The organism is Dechloromonas sp. HYN0024, assembly GCF_003441615.1.
GTDB lineage: Bacteria > Pseudomonadota > Gammaproteobacteria > Burkholderiales > Rhodocyclaceae > Azonexus.
Window position 1 is genome coordinate 1,910,251 of sequence record NZ_CP031842.1, and the last position, 19,018, is coordinate 1,929,268.

At 59.4% G+C, this 19,018-nt stretch carries 15 protein-coding genes and 1 tRNA gene; 3 read left to right on the forward strand and 13 right to left on the reverse strand.

The window, feature by feature from the left end:
• Positions 1-5: 5 nt before the first annotated feature.
• A complete protein-coding gene (locus HYN24_RS09200) occupies positions 6-767 on the reverse strand; it encodes an RNA methyltransferase (protein WP_117608974.1) in 762 nt (253 codons plus the stop codon).
• 66 nt (positions 768-833) lie between these two features.
• On the opposite strand from HYN24_RS09200, the gene HYN24_RS09205 reads away from it, so the two are divergent.
• On the forward strand, positions 834-1,646 hold the full coding sequence (locus HYN24_RS09205) for an inositol monophosphatase family protein (RefSeq protein WP_117608975.1): 813 nt from the start codon (positions 834-836) through the stop codon (positions 1,644-1,646).
• Positions 1,647-2,515: 869 nt separating this feature from the next.
• Here HYN24_RS09205 and HYN24_RS09215 read toward each other — a convergent pair.
• From HYN24_RS09215 to acs, 12 genes are all read right to left on the reverse strand, one after another.
• Positions 2,516-2,606: transfer RNA gene (locus tag HYN24_RS09215), tRNA-Ser, on the reverse strand.
• Positions 2,607-2,641: 35 nt separating this feature from the next.
• Positions 2,642-2,911: a hypothetical protein gene (locus HYN24_RS09220; RefSeq protein WP_117608977.1), complete on the reverse strand. Its 270-nt coding sequence runs from the start codon at positions 2,909-2,911 to the stop codon at positions 2,642-2,644.
• A 6-nt stretch (positions 2,912-2,917) separates the two neighbouring features.
• Positions 2,918-3,166 (reverse strand): DUF4212 domain-containing protein, encoded by a 249-nt coding sequence (locus HYN24_RS09225; protein ID WP_117608978.1) that lies wholly within the window; start codon positions 3,164-3,166, stop codon positions 2,918-2,920.
• Entirely contained in the window at positions 3,166-5,202 is a 2,037-nt protein-coding gene (locus HYN24_RS09230) for a sodium:solute symporter family protein (RefSeq protein WP_117608979.1), read from the reverse strand. Before HYN24_RS09230 ends, HYN24_RS09225 begins: the two co-directional genes overlap by 1 nt.
• Before the next feature lie 10 nt (positions 5,203-5,212).
• Positions 5,213-5,884: a hypothetical protein gene (locus tag HYN24_RS09235; RefSeq protein ID WP_162888684.1), complete on the reverse strand. Its 672-nt coding sequence runs from the start codon at positions 5,882-5,884 to the stop codon at positions 5,213-5,215.
• On the reverse strand, positions 5,881-7,800 hold the full coding sequence (locus HYN24_RS09240) for a DUF294 nucleotidyltransferase-like domain-containing protein (RefSeq protein ID WP_371413254.1): 1,920 nt from the start codon (positions 7,798-7,800) through the stop codon (positions 5,881-5,883). The genes HYN24_RS09235 and HYN24_RS09240 overlap by 4 nt, the downstream gene beginning before the upstream one ends.
• A gap of 74 nt (positions 7,801-7,874) precedes the next feature.
• A complete protein-coding gene (locus tag HYN24_RS09245) occupies positions 7,875-8,930 on the reverse strand; it encodes a DUF294 nucleotidyltransferase-like domain-containing protein (RefSeq protein ID WP_117608981.1) in 1,056 nt (351 codons plus the stop codon).
• A gap of 7 nt (positions 8,931-8,937) precedes the next feature.
• Positions 8,938-11,100, reverse strand: coding sequence for an exonuclease domain-containing protein (locus tag HYN24_RS09250; protein WP_117610284.1), 2,163 nt, complete (start codon positions 11,098-11,100; stop codon positions 8,938-8,940).
• 73 nt (positions 11,101-11,173) lie between these two features.
• On the reverse strand, positions 11,174-11,545 hold the full coding sequence (locus HYN24_RS09255; RefSeq protein ID WP_117608982.1) for a response regulator transcription factor: 372 nt from the start codon (positions 11,543-11,545) through the stop codon (positions 11,174-11,176).
• 18 nt (positions 11,546-11,563) lie between these two features.
• Positions 11,564-14,275 carry a sensor histidine kinase gene (locus HYN24_RS09260; protein WP_117608983.1) on the reverse strand — a complete coding sequence of 904 codons (2,712 nt, stop codon included), beginning with the start codon at positions 14,273-14,275 and terminating at the stop codon, positions 11,564-11,566.
• Positions 14,276-14,470, reverse strand: a complete 195-nt coding sequence (locus HYN24_RS09265) for a hypothetical protein (RefSeq protein WP_117608984.1) — start codon at positions 14,468-14,470, stop codon at positions 14,276-14,278.
• 181 nt (positions 14,471-14,651) lie between these two features.
• Complete coding sequence (gene acs, locus HYN24_RS09270) at positions 14,652-16,613, reverse strand: acetate--CoA ligase (protein WP_117608985.1); 1,962 nt, start codon at positions 16,611-16,613, stop codon at positions 14,652-14,654.
• Positions 16,614-16,865: 252 nt separating this feature from the next.
• Between acs and HYN24_RS09275 the strand changes: the two genes are divergently transcribed.
• A complete protein-coding gene (locus tag HYN24_RS09275) occupies positions 16,866-17,405 on the forward strand; it encodes a TIGR00645 family protein (RefSeq protein ID WP_117608986.1) in 540 nt (179 codons plus the stop codon).
• A 13-nt stretch (positions 17,406-17,418) separates the two neighbouring features.
• Positions 17,419-18,951, forward strand: coding sequence for a fumarate hydratase (locus HYN24_RS09280; protein WP_117608987.1), 1,533 nt, complete (start codon positions 17,419-17,421; stop codon positions 18,949-18,951).
• The last annotated feature ends 67 nt before the right edge of the window (positions 18,952-19,018 follow it).

Sequence of the window (19,018 nt, forward strand, 5' to 3'; positions counted from 1 at the left end):
GGCCTTCAGCCCTTGCGGCCGTGGCCGGTCTTGACCTGTGTAGACGCCAGAATACCGCGCAGGATATTGATTTCGTCCTTCTCCAGACGAACCCGCCCAAACAGGCGCCGCAGCTTGGGCAGCAAACGCCCCGGCTGCTCCGGATTGAAGAATCCGGTATCGGTCATGACCGCTTCAAGGTGACCATACAACCCCTCCACCTCATCATGGGTGGCAACCGGCGAAGCAAAAGGCGTCACCCCTTGTTCGACCATCGGCGGCCGTTCAGCATAGGCCGCCATGCGGCACTCGTAGCTGAGCACCTGAACGGCTGAACCCAGGTTGAGGGAGCTGAAGTCGGGATTGGTCGGAATCGTCACCGCCGCATGGCAATGCAGAATTTCATCATTACTCAGGCCAACCGTTTCGTTGCCGAAGACCAGAGCCACTTCACCCTGCCCTGCTTCAGCGATCAAGCGCGCCACCGTTTCGCGCGGCGCTCCGAGCACCGGCCCGATATCGCGCTGACGCGCCGAAAGAGCGACAACAAACGAAGTGCCAACCAGCGCCTCCTTGAGCGACCCGGTAACCACGGCATTGTGCAGGACGTCTACGGCTGACGTCGCCCGGGCATCCGCCTCCGGATCCGGAAACTGCTTTGGCTCCACCAGGTAAAGATTGGTCAGGCCCATCGTCTTCATGGCGCGGGCCGCTGCACCGATATTCCCGGGATGACTCGTGCGACACAGGACCACTCTGATACGGGACAGCAGGACTTCAGGCTTCATGGTGTAAAATTCGGTCTTTCAAATATAGATTGGGCGGCCTCGGCCACCCGTCAGCTCTTTAAGCTCATGCATCCAACCCTGAATATCGCCATCAAGGCAGCGCGTCGTGCCGGCCAGATCATCAATCGCGCCTCCAACGACCTCGACCTGCTCAAAGTCACCGCCAAGCAACCCAACGACTTCGTCACCGAAGTCGACAAGGCTGCCGAAGCCGCGATTATCGAAGTCCTGATGGAAGCCTATCCCAACTACGGCATTCTAGCAGAGGAGTCCGGCCAGACTGCCGGCAAGGGTGGCGATGAGACCGAGTACCAGTGGATCATCGATCCGCTCGATGGCACCACCAACTTCATCCACGGTATGCCGCAGTATGCCGTCTCGATCGCCCTGGCCAAGGGTGGCATTATCGAACAGGCCGTCGTTTTCGACCCCAATCGCAATGAGCTGTTTACCGCCAGCAAGGGTGCTGGAGCCTTTCTCAACGAGCGCCGCATCCGCGTCTCCAAGCGCACCAAGTTGCAGGATTCGCTGATTGGCACCGGCTTCCCCTACCGCATGTTCGATCATATCGATACCTACCTCGCCATCTTCAAGGAACTGGCCCAGAAGACCGCCGGCCAGCGCCGCCCTGGCGCCGCCTCGCTCGACCTCGCCTACGTCGCCTGTGGCCGCTACGACGGCTTCTGGGAATTTGGCCTGTCCCCGTGGGACATGGCGGCGGGCGCGCTGCTCATCTCCGAAGCGGGCGGCCTGGTCAGTGACCTGCGTGGCGATGCCAGCTACCTTGAAACCGGCAACCTCATTGCCGGTACCCCCAAGGTCTTTGCCCCGCTGCTCAAGCTGGTTCAGGACAAGTTGCCGGACTCCATCCGCGGCTGATCAACCGGCTTCGGCCCCATGAAAAAAGCGCCCAAGGGCGCTTTTTTCATGGGCCCGCCATATCAGCAGAAAGCCATCGCCAGAACAGCCGGATCATCAATCGGATTGATCAGCGCATACCCGGTAATCCTGTGAAGTCAGGACCAGTCCTGAAACGAACCGCTGGCAATCGGTTCAGGCATTGATCGGTCGGTGTGAGTTGATGGGGTTAGCGGCACTACGGGGAAGACCGTGGAGACACGGTAGGCCGGTATTGGGTTGCCATTGCCTCCGTTTTCTCCTCCGATAGCTTAACTACCCATACTAAATCCATGAGCCAAAAGGGGATTTTTAGTTGTCCCCAAAACCTGTGGATAACTCTGTGAACAACACCTGTAAATTGATGTTAAATCTCAGTCTGACAAGGGTTTTGGTTACGTTGATGCAATAAGAGGCTATCGTCAAAGCCCTGAATTGGTGCGGATTCACGGGGTTCTTACATTTGGCAATTCACCCCAAGTGAACTGCTTTCCCTCTCTGTAACCAATGGTAACAAGTGGGGATAAGTCAAGTCTTGACACCTAATATTTTCTTATTTAATTGCTCGAGCCGAAGACCGGCAATAGCACATCGTCCATCCATGTGGTCGCCAACACTGTCCCTCCGGCTATCCCCAAGGATGGTGCCTATGTAATGGGTGAGGCAAAAGTTGTCATTGTTGACATGTGCGAGGACAAGGTCCTCCTGAAACCCATGACCGGCAGCCAAACTGAACCCTCACACAGGCCTTAGCGTCTCAGGTGATGCCATCCAATCACTACTCATATTAGGGATGTAGATTGGGGGTACAACAAAAAAGCGCCCCGAAAGGCGCTTTAATTGGTGTGTTCTGGCGGAGGAGGCGGGATTCGAACCCGCGGTAGGGGATTACCCTACACACGCTTTCCAGGCGTGCGACTTAAACCACTCATCCACCCCTCCGGAAGCCGCGCATTGTAGCAGAATAGACCGATTGGTCAAAGAAACTTTCGGACAAAAGCGAGTCCGAGCCAGAGCATCAGGACAACGACGAAGGTGATGCAGCCGATCAGGACGGGGCTGGCTGTACCGGGCATCAGCATCGCCAGCAACCGGCGCGGTGGGGAGGTAATCAAGGCAAACAACTGATAAATCCGATTGTCAGCCCGCTTGCGTCCGGCAATCACATACAGAACTCCCTGCCCCAGCAGGCACCAACCAAGCATTTCGACAATGGCCCGCAGGGCGCCGATCAGGAAAAGGCTCACTGCAGATCAGTCGTCCTCGACACCGTATTCTATGTCGAGCTTTTTCATCTGGCGGTTGTACCACCAGATAATCAACAGGTAGATGACCAAAGCCCCCTGGGCGGCCATGTAGAAGCCGAGGGGAAAGCCGAGAATGATAACTTCGTTGATGCTGCGCGAAAACCAGGTCAGTCCGAAGGTGACGAGGCCCCAGAAAAGCAGCAGGATGAAGGTCAGGCGGCGACTCTTCTGCCAATGAATGTCGGCGGCGGGCATTACGATTCCGTTCCGTTGCGATAGCGGATGGTCTTGAGGAAGCTGGCAGCTCGGGGATCAGGCTTGGTCATCAGGCTGACCACAATGATGGTGCAGAAACCAGCGACGACACCAAAAAGTCCGCTTGAGGTGGACTGGATATGGAACCATGGCTCCATGTTGAACCCACTGATCCCGAGCAAGGGGATGCTGTCGAACTCGACCCGAATGATGTAATAAATGGACAACAGGACACCGACCACCATGCCGGCCAGGGCGCCGGCGCGGGTAGCCTTTTCCCAGAAGATACCGAGGACCAGAGCGGGGAAAAAGGCCGAACCGGCAATGGAGAATGCCCAGGAAACCATGGAGAGAATGGTGCCGGGCTTTTGCGCGGCCACCGTGGCGGCGAGAATGGCAACCACCAGCAGCATGGACTTCGAGATCACCAGCCGGAAGTGGGTTGAGGCTTCCGGGCGGAAGATGCGGTAGTAAACATCATGGGACAACGATGTCGTGATGGTCAGAAGCAGGCCATCCGCTGTCGATAGCGCCGCGGCCAGACCGCCAGCGGCAACCAGACCGGATACCACATAGGGCATGCCGGCAATTTCCGGTGTCGCCAGCACGATGACGTCCGGATTCAGCGACAGTTCAGCCAGTTGGAGAATACCGTCGGCGTTGATGTCCTCGATACTGACCAGCCCGAGCTTCGCCCAGGCGGCGACCCAGCCCGGCAATTTGGCAATGGGTATTTCGGCCAGATGGGTGAGTACTTCAAATTTGGCAAAGACCGCGTAAGCCGGCGCAGTGATGTAAAGCAAGAGGATGAACAACAGCGACCAGAACACCGACTCGCGAGCCTGGCGGACGGTCGGTGTCGTGTAGTAGCGCGTCAGCACATGCGGCAAGGCGGCCGTTCCGATGGTCAGGCAGAAGATCAACGCAAGAAAATTGATGCGCATGATGTCCTGTTCCTCGACGGTCTCGCCGGGAAAGGCTTCAGCATGATGAATTGGCGGCTTGCTCCGCTCAACAGCCAGAAACATGGCCTCTTCCCAGCGCGCCCTGGCCTGCTCGGGGTCACGAGGCAAATCACGATACTGCCTTTCCAGCGCAACGATGTCTTTCATCTGGGCATCGCTGGCTTTGAGCTGATTGATCTGCTTCGCCAGGTTTTCGCGTTCGAAATTGAGCGACTGCGGCAGCTGCATGATCTTCTGGGCATAGAGGTCAGCGCGCTCGTGAAAAAGTTGGCGGACTTCGAGCTCAGCCGGTCGCTGGAACAGGTCATCTTCAAGCAGAGATACCTGTTGCAGGACCCGGCCATAGACCAGTTGCGGCACCGGATTACCAGTCTGGTTGTAGGAAAGGATGGCAACCGGCGTGATGTAGGCAACAATCAGGATCAGGTACTGGGCCACCTGCGTCCACGTCACCGCCCGCATCCCCCCCAGGAAGGAACAGACGAGGATGCCGGCGAGGCCGACGAAAACACCGATCTCGAACTGCAAGCTGACAAAGCGGCTGGTGATGACACCGACGCCATAAATCTGCGCTACTACGTAAACGAAGGATGCCAGAATTACCGCCCCGACCGCGACCAGCCGAATGGCATTGCCGCCGTAACGGGCCCCGAGAAAGTCAGGGATGGTGTATTGGCCGAAACGCCGCAAATACGGGGCCAGCAAGAGCGCCACCAGCACGAAGCCGCCAGTCCAGCCGATGACGTAGGCCAGCCCCTGAAAACCCGACAGATAGAGAGTGCCCGCCAGGCCAATGAACGAGGCGGCGCTCATCCAATCGGCACCGGTCGCCATGCCATTGAAGAAGGCCGGTACACGCCGACCCGCCACGTAGTACTCGGAAACGTCGGAAGTCCGGCAGACGATGCCGATCAGCGCGTACATCGAGATGGTGAAGAACAGGAAGGCGTAACCGATCCAGCGGGGCGGCATGCCGTGTTGTTCGAGCACGGCAAGCGCCCCGATGAATGCCAGGAAGGTACCTGTGTAATACAGGTAGTAGCGCTGCAGCCTGGACAATGACGCGAACATCCTTGCCGGGCTAGTGATTTCGCCGCAGGAAACTGCTCGCCCGCGACTCGTCGATCAGGTGAGCCGCCGTATCGACCTGCTTGCCGACGGCGCGCACCGTCATCATCTGGAAGATGCGGGCCAGCAACAAGGTATTGGCCATCGCATCGCGCCGTCCGCTACCCGCATCAAGGCCAAAGACCTCGATCCAGTGATCGAGCGGCATGACAGAATCCCCCTTGTCCTCGAACATCGACGGCAGCAACCAGGCCAGATCAACCCACTGCGGCTGGAAATCGACGCCGAGCCGTTCCTTGAAGGCGCGCTGGAGAAAACCGCCGACATAGGGAATATGGTAGGTGACGAGCGGTGACTTGGCGGCAAACAACAAAAATGCTGTCAGTTGCCGGTCGACCGCAGCCCCCTCCCCGTCCAGTGTCGAAAAATCGACATAAAAGGTATCGTCCGGCTGGATCGCCCCTTTCCAGATCGAGCTGGCGGCCAGCCCGAGCAGACGGTCGCTGTCGGGGTTGGGTCCGCTGCTGACGATATCGACGACGACGTAGCGGGTATGAAAGTGCATGTCGTCCAGCGATGGTGCCGGGCTGGCCCGCCAGACATCGAGCGAGGCCCGCACATCATCCGGCAGATTGGCCGACGCACTGCCCCGGAACAGGAATTTCTTGAGTCCGAGCATGGTCATTGCACCTGGTAGTCGAGTTTGAGGCGCGTCTGGATCTTGCGTGCCTGACGGAAGGACTCCTTCAGGATCCGGCGATCCAGTTCATTGAGCGTGTCGGGATCGATCAGGTTGTCGCCCTGGGTGCCCGGTTCACCTTCCAGATATTGGTGCTGCAAGCGCAGCAACTGAATGAAATTGAGGCCTTCAAGCACCGCGTTGATTTCTTCGCTGCGGATCGACAGACGCTGCGAAGCGAGACGCAGGCGCTGGATCGAATTGGTGTTGTGCACACCACTGGCCATGGCGTAGATGCGGGCCACGTCGACAAAGATGCGCGAGCCATATTTCTTGAGGTCGATCTTGCCCGGATGGCCGGGTTCAAGATCGGTCAGGAAGTCGCGAATCTTGCCGAGCGGCGGTTCGACATCCAGGGCATTCTTGGCCATGGCGCGCAGGAACATCGGGTTCGATGCCGTCTGCGCCAGCAAATGGCGGCGCATGGCATCCGCCAGTTCGGCCTTGCCGTAGAGCGGACGGAAGTCGAAGAAGATGGTCGCGTTGAGCAAGGCATCCGGCTGCGGCATGCGAATCCAGTTGGAGAACTGCTCCTTCCATTCCGCCAGCGTCAGGCACCACTGCGGGTTGCTCGCCATGATGTTGCCCTTGCACAGCGGGAAGCCAACACGGTCGAGATCGTTATTGACGTCCAGCGCGTAGGCCAGGAAGCGCTGTTTCAGCGCCTCGGCTGAAGTCCCCTCGGGCGGCGCGAAAACGATACCGTTATCCTGGTCGGTACTGAAGGTCTGCTCATCACGTCCTTCCGAACCAAAGGCCAGCCAGGCCCATTCGATACCGTCGAAATTGTGCTTTTCAAGGTTGAGCTGAATGACGCGACGGGTCAGCGCATCATTCAGGGCAGAAATGAACTGGGTCAGCTGCTCGGAACCAACACCCTGAGCCAGCATGTTGAACGACAACTGGCGAACATCGGCGGCTGCCTGTTGCAGCGCCTCGACATTGTGCGCCCCATCGATCGACTGGCGAATCTGACGCAGACCGACACGCTGCAACGAGAACAGGTCACGCTCCGAAACAACGCCGGTCAGCTTGCCTTCGGCATCGGTCACCAAGACATGGCGAATGCCGTGCGTCGCCATGGCAAACATCGCATCGTAGGCCGTCGCGTGCTCTTCAATCATGAAGGGATTGGCCGACATGGCCTGGCTAACCGGTGAGGTCAGCGGGAGATCGGCCAGGACGACACGGTCGAGCAGGTCGGTCCGGGTAAACACGCCGACCGCCTTGCGGTCTTCACCGGCCACCACCAGTGAGCCGATACCGGCCTTGGACATGGTTTCCAGCGCAGTACGCAAGGGCGTTTCGGGCGATACCGTGATCGGCGAACGCGAGCCAATGCCAGCCAGCGGGGAGTTTAGGGTCTGTTGTTCACTGGCGCGCTGGGAGAACTGCAACTGCAACTGGCGACGCGACTGGTCGAGCAGGCTGGCGATGTAGCGGGTACAGAACAGGTTGAATTCGGGGCTGGATGCCAGCAGTGCAAGGAAGTCATCGGCCGGCAACTGGTAGCAGAAGGTATCCTCGACGGCCGTATACATATTGGTCGACGGCCGGCCAGCCGTCACGGCGCCGATCGGAAAGCTTTCCCCGGGACTCAGGCTGAGGATCGAATATTCGGTGACGGTGACTTCACCCGCCTGACGGGCCTGTACCTTGCCCGATTCGATCAGATAGAAATAGCGGACCTTGCCGGAATCCGGACCGATAATCAGGCTGCCGGCAGCATAAAAGACGATCTTCGCCTTTTCCGCGAAGCGCTGCAGCGCATCCGGCTGCATCTTGTTGAACGGCGCATGGTTGCGCAGGAATGCCTGCGTATTTCCGGCCATCCGGGTGCGTCCATCCTGGCGCAGCGACATTTCCACCTGGCCGACGGCCTGTTCTTTTTCCTGCCCTGTTTGCTGTTGCGTACTCACGACAACCTCATTTTTCTTCAAAGTGCATAGTTTAACTTGAGACGTTGTTGCAGGCGTCTTGCCTGCTTCAGCGCCTCGCGCAAGATGGCCCGATCCATGTCATGCAAGGCGGCGGGCTTCAGGCCATAGCCACCGCTTTCCCCTCTCGTCATGGCGTCAATCTGCTGCCCCAGCCGCAAGCGCAGAATCTGCGAAAATGCCGCGTCCACCGCTGCAATTTCGCTGTCCGGCAATCCGGCCGCCGACCCCGCCTGGTTTAGCCGCTCAGCCGTATTGACACCCGGGCTCCCGCTCGATAAGGCAAAGATGCGTGCCGCGTCGACAAAAATCCGGCTGCCGTATTTCTTCAAATCAATCGCTTCTCCCTGGCCGACCGCAATCTCACCACGAAAGTTGAGCGGCACATCGACCTGCAGCGCATTGGCCGCCATCAGGTGCTGGAAGGACGGCGTAGCTTTGGTCATGGACAACAGGAGTGTGCGCAGTCGTTCGCCCAGAGCCACCTCGCCGAACAGGGGACGCAGATCGAAAAAGATGCTGGCGTTGAGCAGGGCCTGCGGTTCCGGACGTCGCACCCAGTCCATGAAGCGCTCCCGCCACTCTTCAAGCGACAGGCACCAGGCCGGGTTGCCGGCCATGATCTGGCCGCTGCATAAAGCAAACCCACATGCTGCCAGATGCTGATTAACCTCCTGCGCGAAAGGCAGGAAAATCTGCCGCAAGGCCACCCCCTCCTGTCCGCTCGCTGCATTGAAGATCAGCCCGTTGTCCTGATCGGTGACGAAGGTCTGTTCGTGCCGCCCCTCCGAGCCAAGCGCCAGCCAGCACCAGGCAACCGGCGGCAGGCGGTGGCGAGCCGCAGTCAGCTCGATCACTCTGGCCGTCAGGCGATCATTGAAAACCGAAATCAGGCGCGTTGCCACGCCGCCGTCCAGACCGCCACCGACGGCAGCGATCAGGTAGTCGCGCAGGCGGGCCGACAGCGCCGGCGCGCCATCAAGGTTGGTCAGCGACGGCAATGCCGCCGCCAGTTCGAGTTGCTGCCGACTGCGCAGCGTAAAGTCGGTATTCACGACGACCTCAGTATTTCACCCGGGCGAAATAGGTTTTCTCGGCCGCTTCAAGGGCTTGCCGAACGGTGACGATGCCCATGTCTTCAAGCAGTTTGACCTGCTTGAGAAAGACTTCGCCAGTGGCCAGCGCATCCTGGAGCGCGTTGTGGCGCGTGCCAATGGAAATACCCAGGCGCTCCAGAATAATGTCCAGCTTGTGCGATTCCTGGTTCGGATGAATGACCGCCGAGAGGAGCAGCGTATCGAGGACAGGCTGGGTGAAGCGGATGCCGGTGCGCTCTTCCTTGAGTTGCAGGAAGCGCATGTCGAAGGCGGCATTGTGAGCGATCAGCACGGTGTCTTCGCAAAAGCCGTGGAAGGCCGGCAGCACGACATCGATATTGGGCTGACCGCGCACCATGTCCTCGGTAATGCCGTGAATGGGAATCGACTCTGGCTTGAGCGGGCATTCCGGGTCCACAATCTGATCGAAGGTTTCCTGACGCAGCAAGCGATTATTGACGATGCGGACCGCCCCGATCTGGATGATTTCGTCGCCATTCGATGGCTCCAGTCCGGTTGTCTCGGTGTCGAACACGGTATAGGTGAGATCGGAGAGCTTGCGGTCGAGGTCGATGTTCTTGTCCTCGAACTTGAACAGATCGAAGTCGTAGTATTCCGGCCGCCCCTTGCCTCGCGTGCGCTCGTCCTGATCCTGCTCGACCGCCGGCATGGCAACCGGCAAAACGAAGCGGAAGAAGGCCCGGTGTGCCGCCTTTTCGCGCTGATACCAGATTTCTCCGCCATGCCGGTCGATGACATCGCGCAGGGTAAGCGGCGAGGTTTCACTGCCGATCTGCATGGTTTCCATTTCCCACGTATAGAAGGTTTCCGAGGACATCGCCGGGCCGGCCCAGATCAGATCGAGATAGGCCAGACGACCGGTCGAGGTCAGGCGGAAGCGGAGCTCACGTGGTTCGTAGTGATCCTGCAATTTCGAAGCAAGGCAAACCAGAGCAAAGACCAGCGAGTAACTGTCGGCCTTGATCCACAGCGCATCGTCGAGTTCCTCGGTCTTCGTCGGCAGCTTGAGCTTGTCATCGATACGGCGCTGGGCGGCAGCAATGATGTCGATGCCGAGAATGTCCTCGAGCGGCCAGCGCGTCTTCATCGAGTCCGAAAACTCGCCCATGGTCTGGTCGAGGCTATGGCTCATCTTGGCCGCTTCGTCGTCAACCACCTTGACGAAACGTTCGCGCAACTCCGGCTCCATGTCCGGGTAATCAATCAGGTTGGCGACGGCGGCGCGAATATTGCCGATGGTCGAGCGACTACCTTCGGTCAGCGAATGCAGTACCTGATCACGCCGCGCTTCCTGCTCGATGCTGCGGGTAATGTTCTCGACGGTGAGCACGTAGCCAGACATTGCCGCTTCGCCCTCCTCGCCGCCGGCGGCAAGCACCGGCACCATCTGGGCACGCAGCATCTGGCCGCCACGCGTCGTCGTGATGAAATTGGAAATCGCAGTCTTGCCGGCACTCAGGCGCTGGCGAATGACCTCCTCGGCATGTTCGACCTGGCTCTTTTCGAGAATCGAGAAGATCGAGCGGCCAAGGCCGATCAGCGCCCCGCCGGCGACCGAGGTCGGTCCCTGCGACAGGGCCTTGAACTGGAGGCGGGCGCGGTTGTTGTAGAGGAGAATGCGACCGTCGAGATTGCACACCACGACAGCCTGGGCCAGTTCCGACATGAGCGCCGCCAGCCGGTTCTTTTCTTCTTCAACGGAAGCCTTGGCAGTGGCGATCTGGGCATCGACATCGTCCATCAGGGCATCGCGCTGCTGCGCCAGATCGTTGGCCGCCTGGGCCAGTTGCTGGACCTCCGGCGGGCCTTCGATAGTCACCCGGAAATTTCGGTTGGCACCGAGCATCAGGCGCAGCGTTTCTGCCATCCGCAAGAGGCCCTCGACGTACTGCTTGAACAGCTTGTGCAGGACAATGACGCCGACAGCAAAACCGAACAGGGTCATCATCGTCCCCACCGGCAGCCGCGAAACCAGCAGGTCGAGCAGCATGTTCCGCTCGGCCTCTTTCATGTCGAGCCAGACAAGCAGCGAGGTAACGACAAACGGCCCGGTCATCAACAGACCGAGCACAATCACCGCGGCGATAAAACGATGTTTAGCCTTCATGGCGAGCATTCCAACAAATGGGGATTTCTATCTGGCCGTCGATGCTTGACGACCGCGTGGCCGAAACTGCGACTCAGCCAACGCCGAGCATGGTTTTGACGCGCGCTACCAGATCCTTGGTCGAAAACGGCTTGGTTACGTAAGCATCGGCCCCGAGGGCGAGGCCCTTGGCCACTTCGGTGTCGCGTCCCTTGGCGGTCAGCATGACGATGAGCACCCCGGCTTTCGAGGGATCGGCGCGCAGGGCTTCACAAACCTCGAAACCTGACTTTTTCGGCATCATCACGTCAAGCAGGATCAGATCCGGCGAAAAGCTCTCGACCTTGGCCAGCGCCTCTTCACCATCACCGGCCACGGCGACGCTGAAGCCCTCTTTTTTCATCAGAAACTCGAGCGAAATAATGATGTTCGGTTCGTCGTCGACGATCAGGATTTTTTTTGTCATGCGGTTTGTCTCCGTTTGTTATTCCTCAGGTGCCGGCAAAGGCACCGTGAAAATGAAATTCGCTCCAGCTCCGGGCTGACTTTCAACCCAGAGATTACCACCAAAATATTCGACAATCTGCCGGCTGATGGGCAATCCGAGCCCTGTCCCCTGCGGCTTGTCAGTCATCGTGTTGCCACCCTGACGGAATTTTTCGAAAATGACATCGCACTCTTCGGCCGTCAAGCCCGGTCCGTTGTCACTGACCTCAACGCGCACACGCTCGCCATCGCGCACAAGGCGGACGTCGACCCGCCCCGCGCCACCCGGGACGAACTTCACGGCATTCGACAAAAGATTGATCATGACCTGCATCAGACGATCACGATCGGCCTGAACCACCGGACCAGGGCCCGGAATATCGCCGGCCAGCGCTACATCCTTGTCGCGGAACAGATGCTCAAGGGAAGCCATCGATTCGCGCACCACTTCACCGAGATCGACCGCGCTGGTCGTCCACTCGGCACGTCCCGATTCCATCTTGGCCATGTCAAGAATCTGGTTGATCAGACGCGTCAGGCGCTCCGCCTCATTGACGATGATGCCGAGAAAGCGGCTACGCTCGGCCAGCTCAAGACGCGGGTCGTCGTACAACATTTCGGATAAGGCACGGATCGAGGTGAGCGGTGTTCGCAATTCGTGCGTCACCGTCGAGATGAAATCATCCTTCATGCGATCTACTTCACGCAGACGCTCGTTGGCTTCACGCAATTCGGCCGTGGCTGCTTCCAGCTCTCGCTGCTTGGCTTCAAGTTCGCGGCTATGCGCCCGTACCTGGGTCGCCTCGTCGAGAATATCGAGCACCTCCTCGAGACCAAGATCCTCCTCCTGCGCCACCGAGGCCACCATGACGCGAGCGCTGGCCGAACCAATCGCCCCGGCCAACTCGGCTTCGGCAAACTCAACAAAGTCGGCATCGGCCGGCAGCTTTCGCCAATCGGCCACCTTGCGCGCCCCTGCATAAGCGGCCAGTTGCTGGCGGGCGCGCGTTGCTCCGAGAAAACGCTCAAGCAGTCCGACCAGCGCATCCGGAGAGGCCTTGCCCCGCCACAATCGGGCCTCGGCATTGCGGGCATCGAAACGGAATACGTCGACAAAGCGTTCGGCCTGACTGGCCTCGACGGCATCCGGACGGGAATGCAGCGAAACCCCGACATAGGCACCGATATTGGCGAGCATGCTCCACCACAGGCAATGTGAAATCTCGTCCATCCCGGCCAAACCAAACAGCGCCTGTGCCTTGAGCCAGCCGATGCCGAACAAGCCCGTCTCGATAAAGCCGCTCGGCATCCAGCCGGACTTGGCGAAGGACGGTAGCAGCAGCGTATACAACCACACCACGAAACCGGCCAGCAGGCCAGCCACGGCGCCGGCCCGAGTACCTTGTTTCCAGTACATGCCACCGAACATGGCCGGGGCAAACTGGGCGACGGCAGTAAAGGAGATCAGTCCGATGCCGACCAGCGCATAGGCCTCGCCGGCGGCGCGGAAATAGATATAGCCAAGAAGCAGGATGAAGGCGATGGCAGCGCGCCGAATACTGATGAGCAACCCGGAAAGGTCCTGCCGCTTTTCTGCCTGGAGCCAGCTTGAGCGCAGCAACCAGGGCATTACCAGGTCATTGCAGACCATGGTGGACAAGGCGATGGTTTCGACAATGACCATGCCGGTCGCCGCCGACAGGCCGCCGATGAAGGCGAGCAGGGCCAGCGCCTCGGCCCCGCGGGCGAGCGGCAGGGTCAGCACAAAGGTGTCGGGGTCTGCGCCTTGGGCACCAAAATGCAGCAAGCCGCCCAAGGCCAGCGGCAGCACGAAAATATTGATGAGCAACAGATAAAGGGGGAAGAGCCAGACGGCGCGCTTGAGATGCGATTCGTCCACGTTTTCGACAACGATGATCTGGAACTGACGGGGCAGAAAAATCACTGCCAGACCGGAAAGTATGACCAATGCCGTCCACGTCCCTGCCCGGCTGGTATCGAGCTGCAGCAACCGGCTGAAATCGGCGCTGGCCGCAGCCCTTTGAAAAAGATCGCCGAGTCCGCCGAACATGCCGTAGGTCACGAAAAGTCCCACCGCCATGAAGGCGACAATCTTGACCACCGATTCGAACGCCACGGCCGCGACCATGCCTTCATGTCGCTCGGTGGCATCAAGATGGCGCGTACCGAACAGGATGGAAAACAGGGCCAGCACGACAGCAATCAAAAAAGTCGAATCCAGACCCCAGAATTCGACGCTACTTCCGGTTTGTTCGAGCAACACATCGACACTGGCCGCCATCGCCTTCAACTGCAGGGCGATGTAGGGCACCACGCCAATCACCGCAATGACCGTCACCATACCGGCCAGCAGCTGGCTCTTGCCGTAGCGCGAGGCAATGAAGTCGGCAATCGACGTAATGCGCTGCGCCTTGCTGATGCGGATCATCTTGATGATGACACCGACGCAGAGGAGCATCAGGGTCGGTCCGATATAGATGGTCAGGAAGGACAGGCCGCCGGAAGTCGCCCGCCCGACGCTCCCATAGAACGTCCACGATGTGCAATAGACAGCCAGTGACAGGGCATAGACGTTGGCTGAAATAATCGATTTACCGGCGTCCGCCCGTGCATCGCCAAAACGGGCAACGGCAAACAGCAGGCCAAGATAGGCGGTGGCCAATAAGGCAATGAACCAGCCGGAAAGCATCTATTTACTCCGACGCTCGGCGACCCAGGCCGCCAGACCGATCAGCCCGGCCCAGACACCGAACAGGTACAGATAGGTCGCGGGAATACCACCCCACTGCCCGCTCGGCAGACTGAGCAGTGGATAGGTCAACAGTGGCACGCCAAGCAGGCCGAGTGCAGCCAGTCGCTGGCGGGTCGGATTCGCTCTTTTCACAATCCCGTCCCGAAAAAGGAAACGGCTGGCACGCCAAGCGTGCCAGCCGTTGTTGGCATATAGTCTGATGCGACTACACGGGAGGCCACCTTATGGGCGACCATTGTCTCCTCCTTGCCTTTTAGTAGTTGGAGGCAGCGTGGCAAGTTCGCCGCCTCCTGGCTCATGCTGGAACTAAGGATTAACCCTTGAGCTGTTCCAGAATAGCCGGGTTCTCCAGCGTCGAGGTGTCTTGCGTAAGTTCCTCGCCCTTGGCCAGACCACGCAGCAGACGACGCATGATCTTGCCCGAACGGGTCTTCGGCAGGTTGTCACCGAAACGGATGTCCTTCGGCTTGGCGATCGGACCGATTTCCTTGCCAACCCAGTCAGACAGTTCCTTGATGATGCGTTTGGCGTCGTCACCGGTCGGGCGCTGGCCCTTGAGCACGACGAAGGCAACGATGGCTTCACCAGTCAGGTCGTCCGGACGGCCAACAACGGCAGCTTCGGCAACGAGCGGATTGGCAACCAGGGCCGATTCGATTTCCATGGTGCCCATGCGGTGACCGGAAACGTTCAGCACGTCGTCGATACGGCCGGTAATGGTGAAGTAGCCGGTGTCTTTGTCGCGGATCGCACCGTCGCCAGCCAGGTAATACTTACCCTGGAAGTCGGCCGGATAGTAGGACTTGACGAAGCGCTCGTCGTCGTTCCAGATGGTACGGATCATCGACGGCCACGGCTTCTTGCAAACCAGGATACCACCCTGGCCCCACGGCAGATCGGCACCGGTCTCATCGACCACGGCGAACTGGATGCCCGGGAACGGCAGGGTGCAGGAACCCGGAACCAGCGGGGTAGCGCCCGGCAGCGGGGTGATCATGTGACCACCGGTTTCGGTTTGCCAGAAGGTATCGACGATCGGGCAACGGCCGCCGCCAACGTTCTCGTAGTACCACGTCCAGGCAGCCGGGTTGATCGGCTCGCCGACCGAACCGAGGATGCGCAGCGAAGACAGGTCGTAGCTCTTCGGATGGACAGCCGGGTTGGTGTCGGACGACTTGATCAGCGAACGGATGGCGGTCGGTGCGGTGTAGAAAATGGTGGCCTTGTGATCCTGGATCATCTTCCAGAAACGACCGGCATCCGGATAGGTCGGGACGCCTTCGAAAACGATTTCGGTAGCGCCGCAGGCCAGCGGGCCGTAGGTGATGTAGGTGTGGCCAGTAACCCAGCCGATGTCGGCCGTACACCAGAAGACGTCCGACGGCTTGATGTCGAAGGTCCACTTCATGGTCATGATGGCGTGCAGCAGGTAGCCACCGGTGGAGTGCTGGACACCCTTCGGCTTGCCGGTGGAACCCGAGGTGTAGAGCAGGAAGAGCGGGTGTTCGGCTTCGACCCATTCCGGTTCGCAGACGTCGGACTGGTTGGCAACGGCATCGTGCAGCCAGGTGTCACGACCGGCAACCATATTGACGTCGCCGCCAGTACGCTTGAAGACGATGACGTTCTTGACCGACTCGCAGCCACCCATGGCGAAGGCTTCGTCAGCGATCGGCTTGAGGGGGATGGCCTTGCCACCGCGGAACTGGCCGTCGGAGGTGATCAGGGCAACGGCACCGGCGTCGTTGATACGATCGCGCAGGGACTGGGCCGAGAAGCCGCCGAAAACGATGGAGTGAATGGCGCCGAGACGGGCACAGGCCTGCATGGCGCAGATGCCTTCGATGGTCATCGGCATGTAGATGACGACGCGGTCACCCTTCTTGACACCCATGCCGCGCAGGGCATTGGCGAACTTGGAAACCTTGGACAACATCTCCTTGTAAGTCACCTTGGTGACTTCGCCGTTGTCGGCTTCGAAGATGATGGCGACTTTTTCGCCCAGACCGGCTTCGACGTTGCGGTCGAGACAGTTGTAGGAGACGTTCAGCTTGCCGTCGGCAAACCACTTGAAAAACGGAGCGTTGGATTCATCAAGCGACTGGGTAAAGGGCTGCTTCCAGGTGATGAACTCACGGGCGCGCTTGGCCCAGAATTCCGGGTAGTCGGCATCCGCTTCCGCGCACAGCGCCCGATAGGCGTCCATCCCCGAAACCGCCGCGTTCTTGACCATTTCGTCAGACGGATAAATTAGCTGCACGGACTCATTCGACATATTCTTCTCCTCTGCGGTACTTCGCAATTTATGTTGAAACAACCGATTGGATCCCGGGTTTGCCCCGAGAGCTTTGTAAAGCCGCGCAAGCTGGAGAAAAACCTACTCCCCCGCCAGCGTTGAAGCGGCATTAGACTTACATAATCTTACAAAGGCCTTACGAAATCACGCTGCGGCGCAGCATTTCGGGGACTCCAGCAGCAACCGGGTCGCGTGATAAACTTCGCCTCCCCAACCCATCAATGCCCGCCCATGAGTTCGCCCATCAAGTATCTCGAGTCCTTCATCTTCGCCAGCCGCTGGATTCAGGCACCGCTCTACCTCGGCCTGATCGTTGCTCAGGTGGTGTATTGCTGGCTGTTCATGGTTGAACTGAGCCATCTCGTCCATAACGCCATCGACGCCGCCCACATCAGCGAAGCCGAAATCATGCTCGCCGTGCTCGGTCTGATCGACGTGGTAATGATTGCCAACCTCCTCGTCATGGTTATTGTCGGCGGCTATGAAACTTTTGTTTCCCGCCTTGATCTCGACGACCATCCGGACCAGCCGGAATGGCTCTCACACGTCAATGCAGGCGTCCTCAAGATCAAATTGTCGACAGCCATCATCGGCATTTCGTCGATCCACCTGCTGAAGAGTTTCATCAATGCTGCCAACCTGTCCGAGCATACGCTGCAATGGCAGGTCATCATCCACGTCGTATTCCTTTTCTCCGCCCTGGCCATGGCGATGGTAGACAAGACCATGACCCAGACCCTCGCTCTTCAACAACACCAGAAAAACCACTGACCCGGAGTTGCGCATGACCGCCATCAAACAAGAAGATCTCATCCAGTCTGTCGCCGATGCCTTCCAGTACATCAGCTACTACCACCCGCTTGATTACATCAAGGCCCTCGGTGAAGCCTACGAGCGCGAAGAAAGCCCCGCCGCCAAGGACGCCATCGCCCAGATCCTGACCAACTCCCGGATGTCCGCCGAAGGCCACCGACCGATCTGCCAGGATACCGGCATCGGCATGGTCTTCATCAAGGTCGGCATGCAGGTCACCTGGCCGGATGCGACCATGAGCATCCAGCAGATGATCGACGAAGGCGTCCGTCGCGCCTACGGCAACCCGGACAATCCGCTGCGCGCCTCGGTGCTGGCCGACCCGGCGGGTGCCCGCAAGAACACCAAGGACAACACCCCGGCCGTCGTCCATTTCGAAATTGTCCCCGGTCATCACGTTGAAGTGATCTGTGCCGCCAAGGGTGGTGGTTCGGAAGCCAAATCCAAGTTCGCCATGCTCAACCCCTCTGACGATCTGGTCGATTGGGTGCTCAAGAAGATCCCGGAAATGGGTGCTGGCTGGTGCCCGCCCGGCATCATCGGCATCGGCATCGGCGGCACGCCGGAGAAGGCCATGCTCCTCGCCAAAGAATCGATCATGGCCCCGGTCGACATCCATGAACTCAAGGCCAAGGCAGCTACCGGCGCCAAGCTCACGCGCCCGGAAGAACTGCGCCTTGAACTGATGGAAAAGATCAATGCTCTCGGCGTCGGTGCCCAGGGTCTCGGCGGCCTGACCACCGTGCTCGACGTCAAGGTTCTCGACTACCCCTGTCACGCTGCCAACCTGCCGGTGGCACTGGTCCCCAACTGTGCGGCAACCCGTCACTGCCACTTCCACCTCGACGGCTCGGGCCCGGCCAAGCTGGACGTGCCGAAACTCGAGGACTGGCCAGCCGTGACGTGGACGCCGGACCTCAAGTCGGCCACCCAGGTCAACCTCAACACCCTGACCAAGGAAGAAGTCGCTGCCTGGAAGCCGGGCCAGAAACTGCTCCTCAATGGCAAGATGCTGACCGGCCGCGATGCCGCCCACAAGCGTATTGCCGACATGCTGGCCAAGGGCGAAAAGCTGCCGGTCGACTTCACCAACCGCGTGATTTACTACGTCGGCCCGGTTGATCCGGTGCGTGACGAAGTCGTTGGCCCGGCTGGCCCGACCACCGGCACCCGGATGGACAAGTTCACCCGCATGATGCTCGAAAAGACCGGCCTTATTTCGATGATCGGCAAGTCCGAACGCGGCCCGGTCGCCATCGAAGCCATCAAGGACAACAAGTCCGCCTACCTGATGGCCGTCGGCGGTGCCGCCTATCTGGTTGCCAAGGCAATCAAGTCGGCCAAGGTCGTCGGCTTCGCCGATCTCGGCATGGAAGCCATCTACGAGTTCGACGTCGAGAACATGCCGGTAACGGTCGCCGTTGATTCGTCGGGGGTCAGCGTGCACAACACCGGCCCGAAGGAATGGCAGATCAAGATCGGCAAGATGCCGGTCAGCGCCTGATTGGCAGAACCTGTCCGAAAAACCCGGCTGCGGCCGGGTTTTTATTTGCCGGCTGCCGCCAAAACAG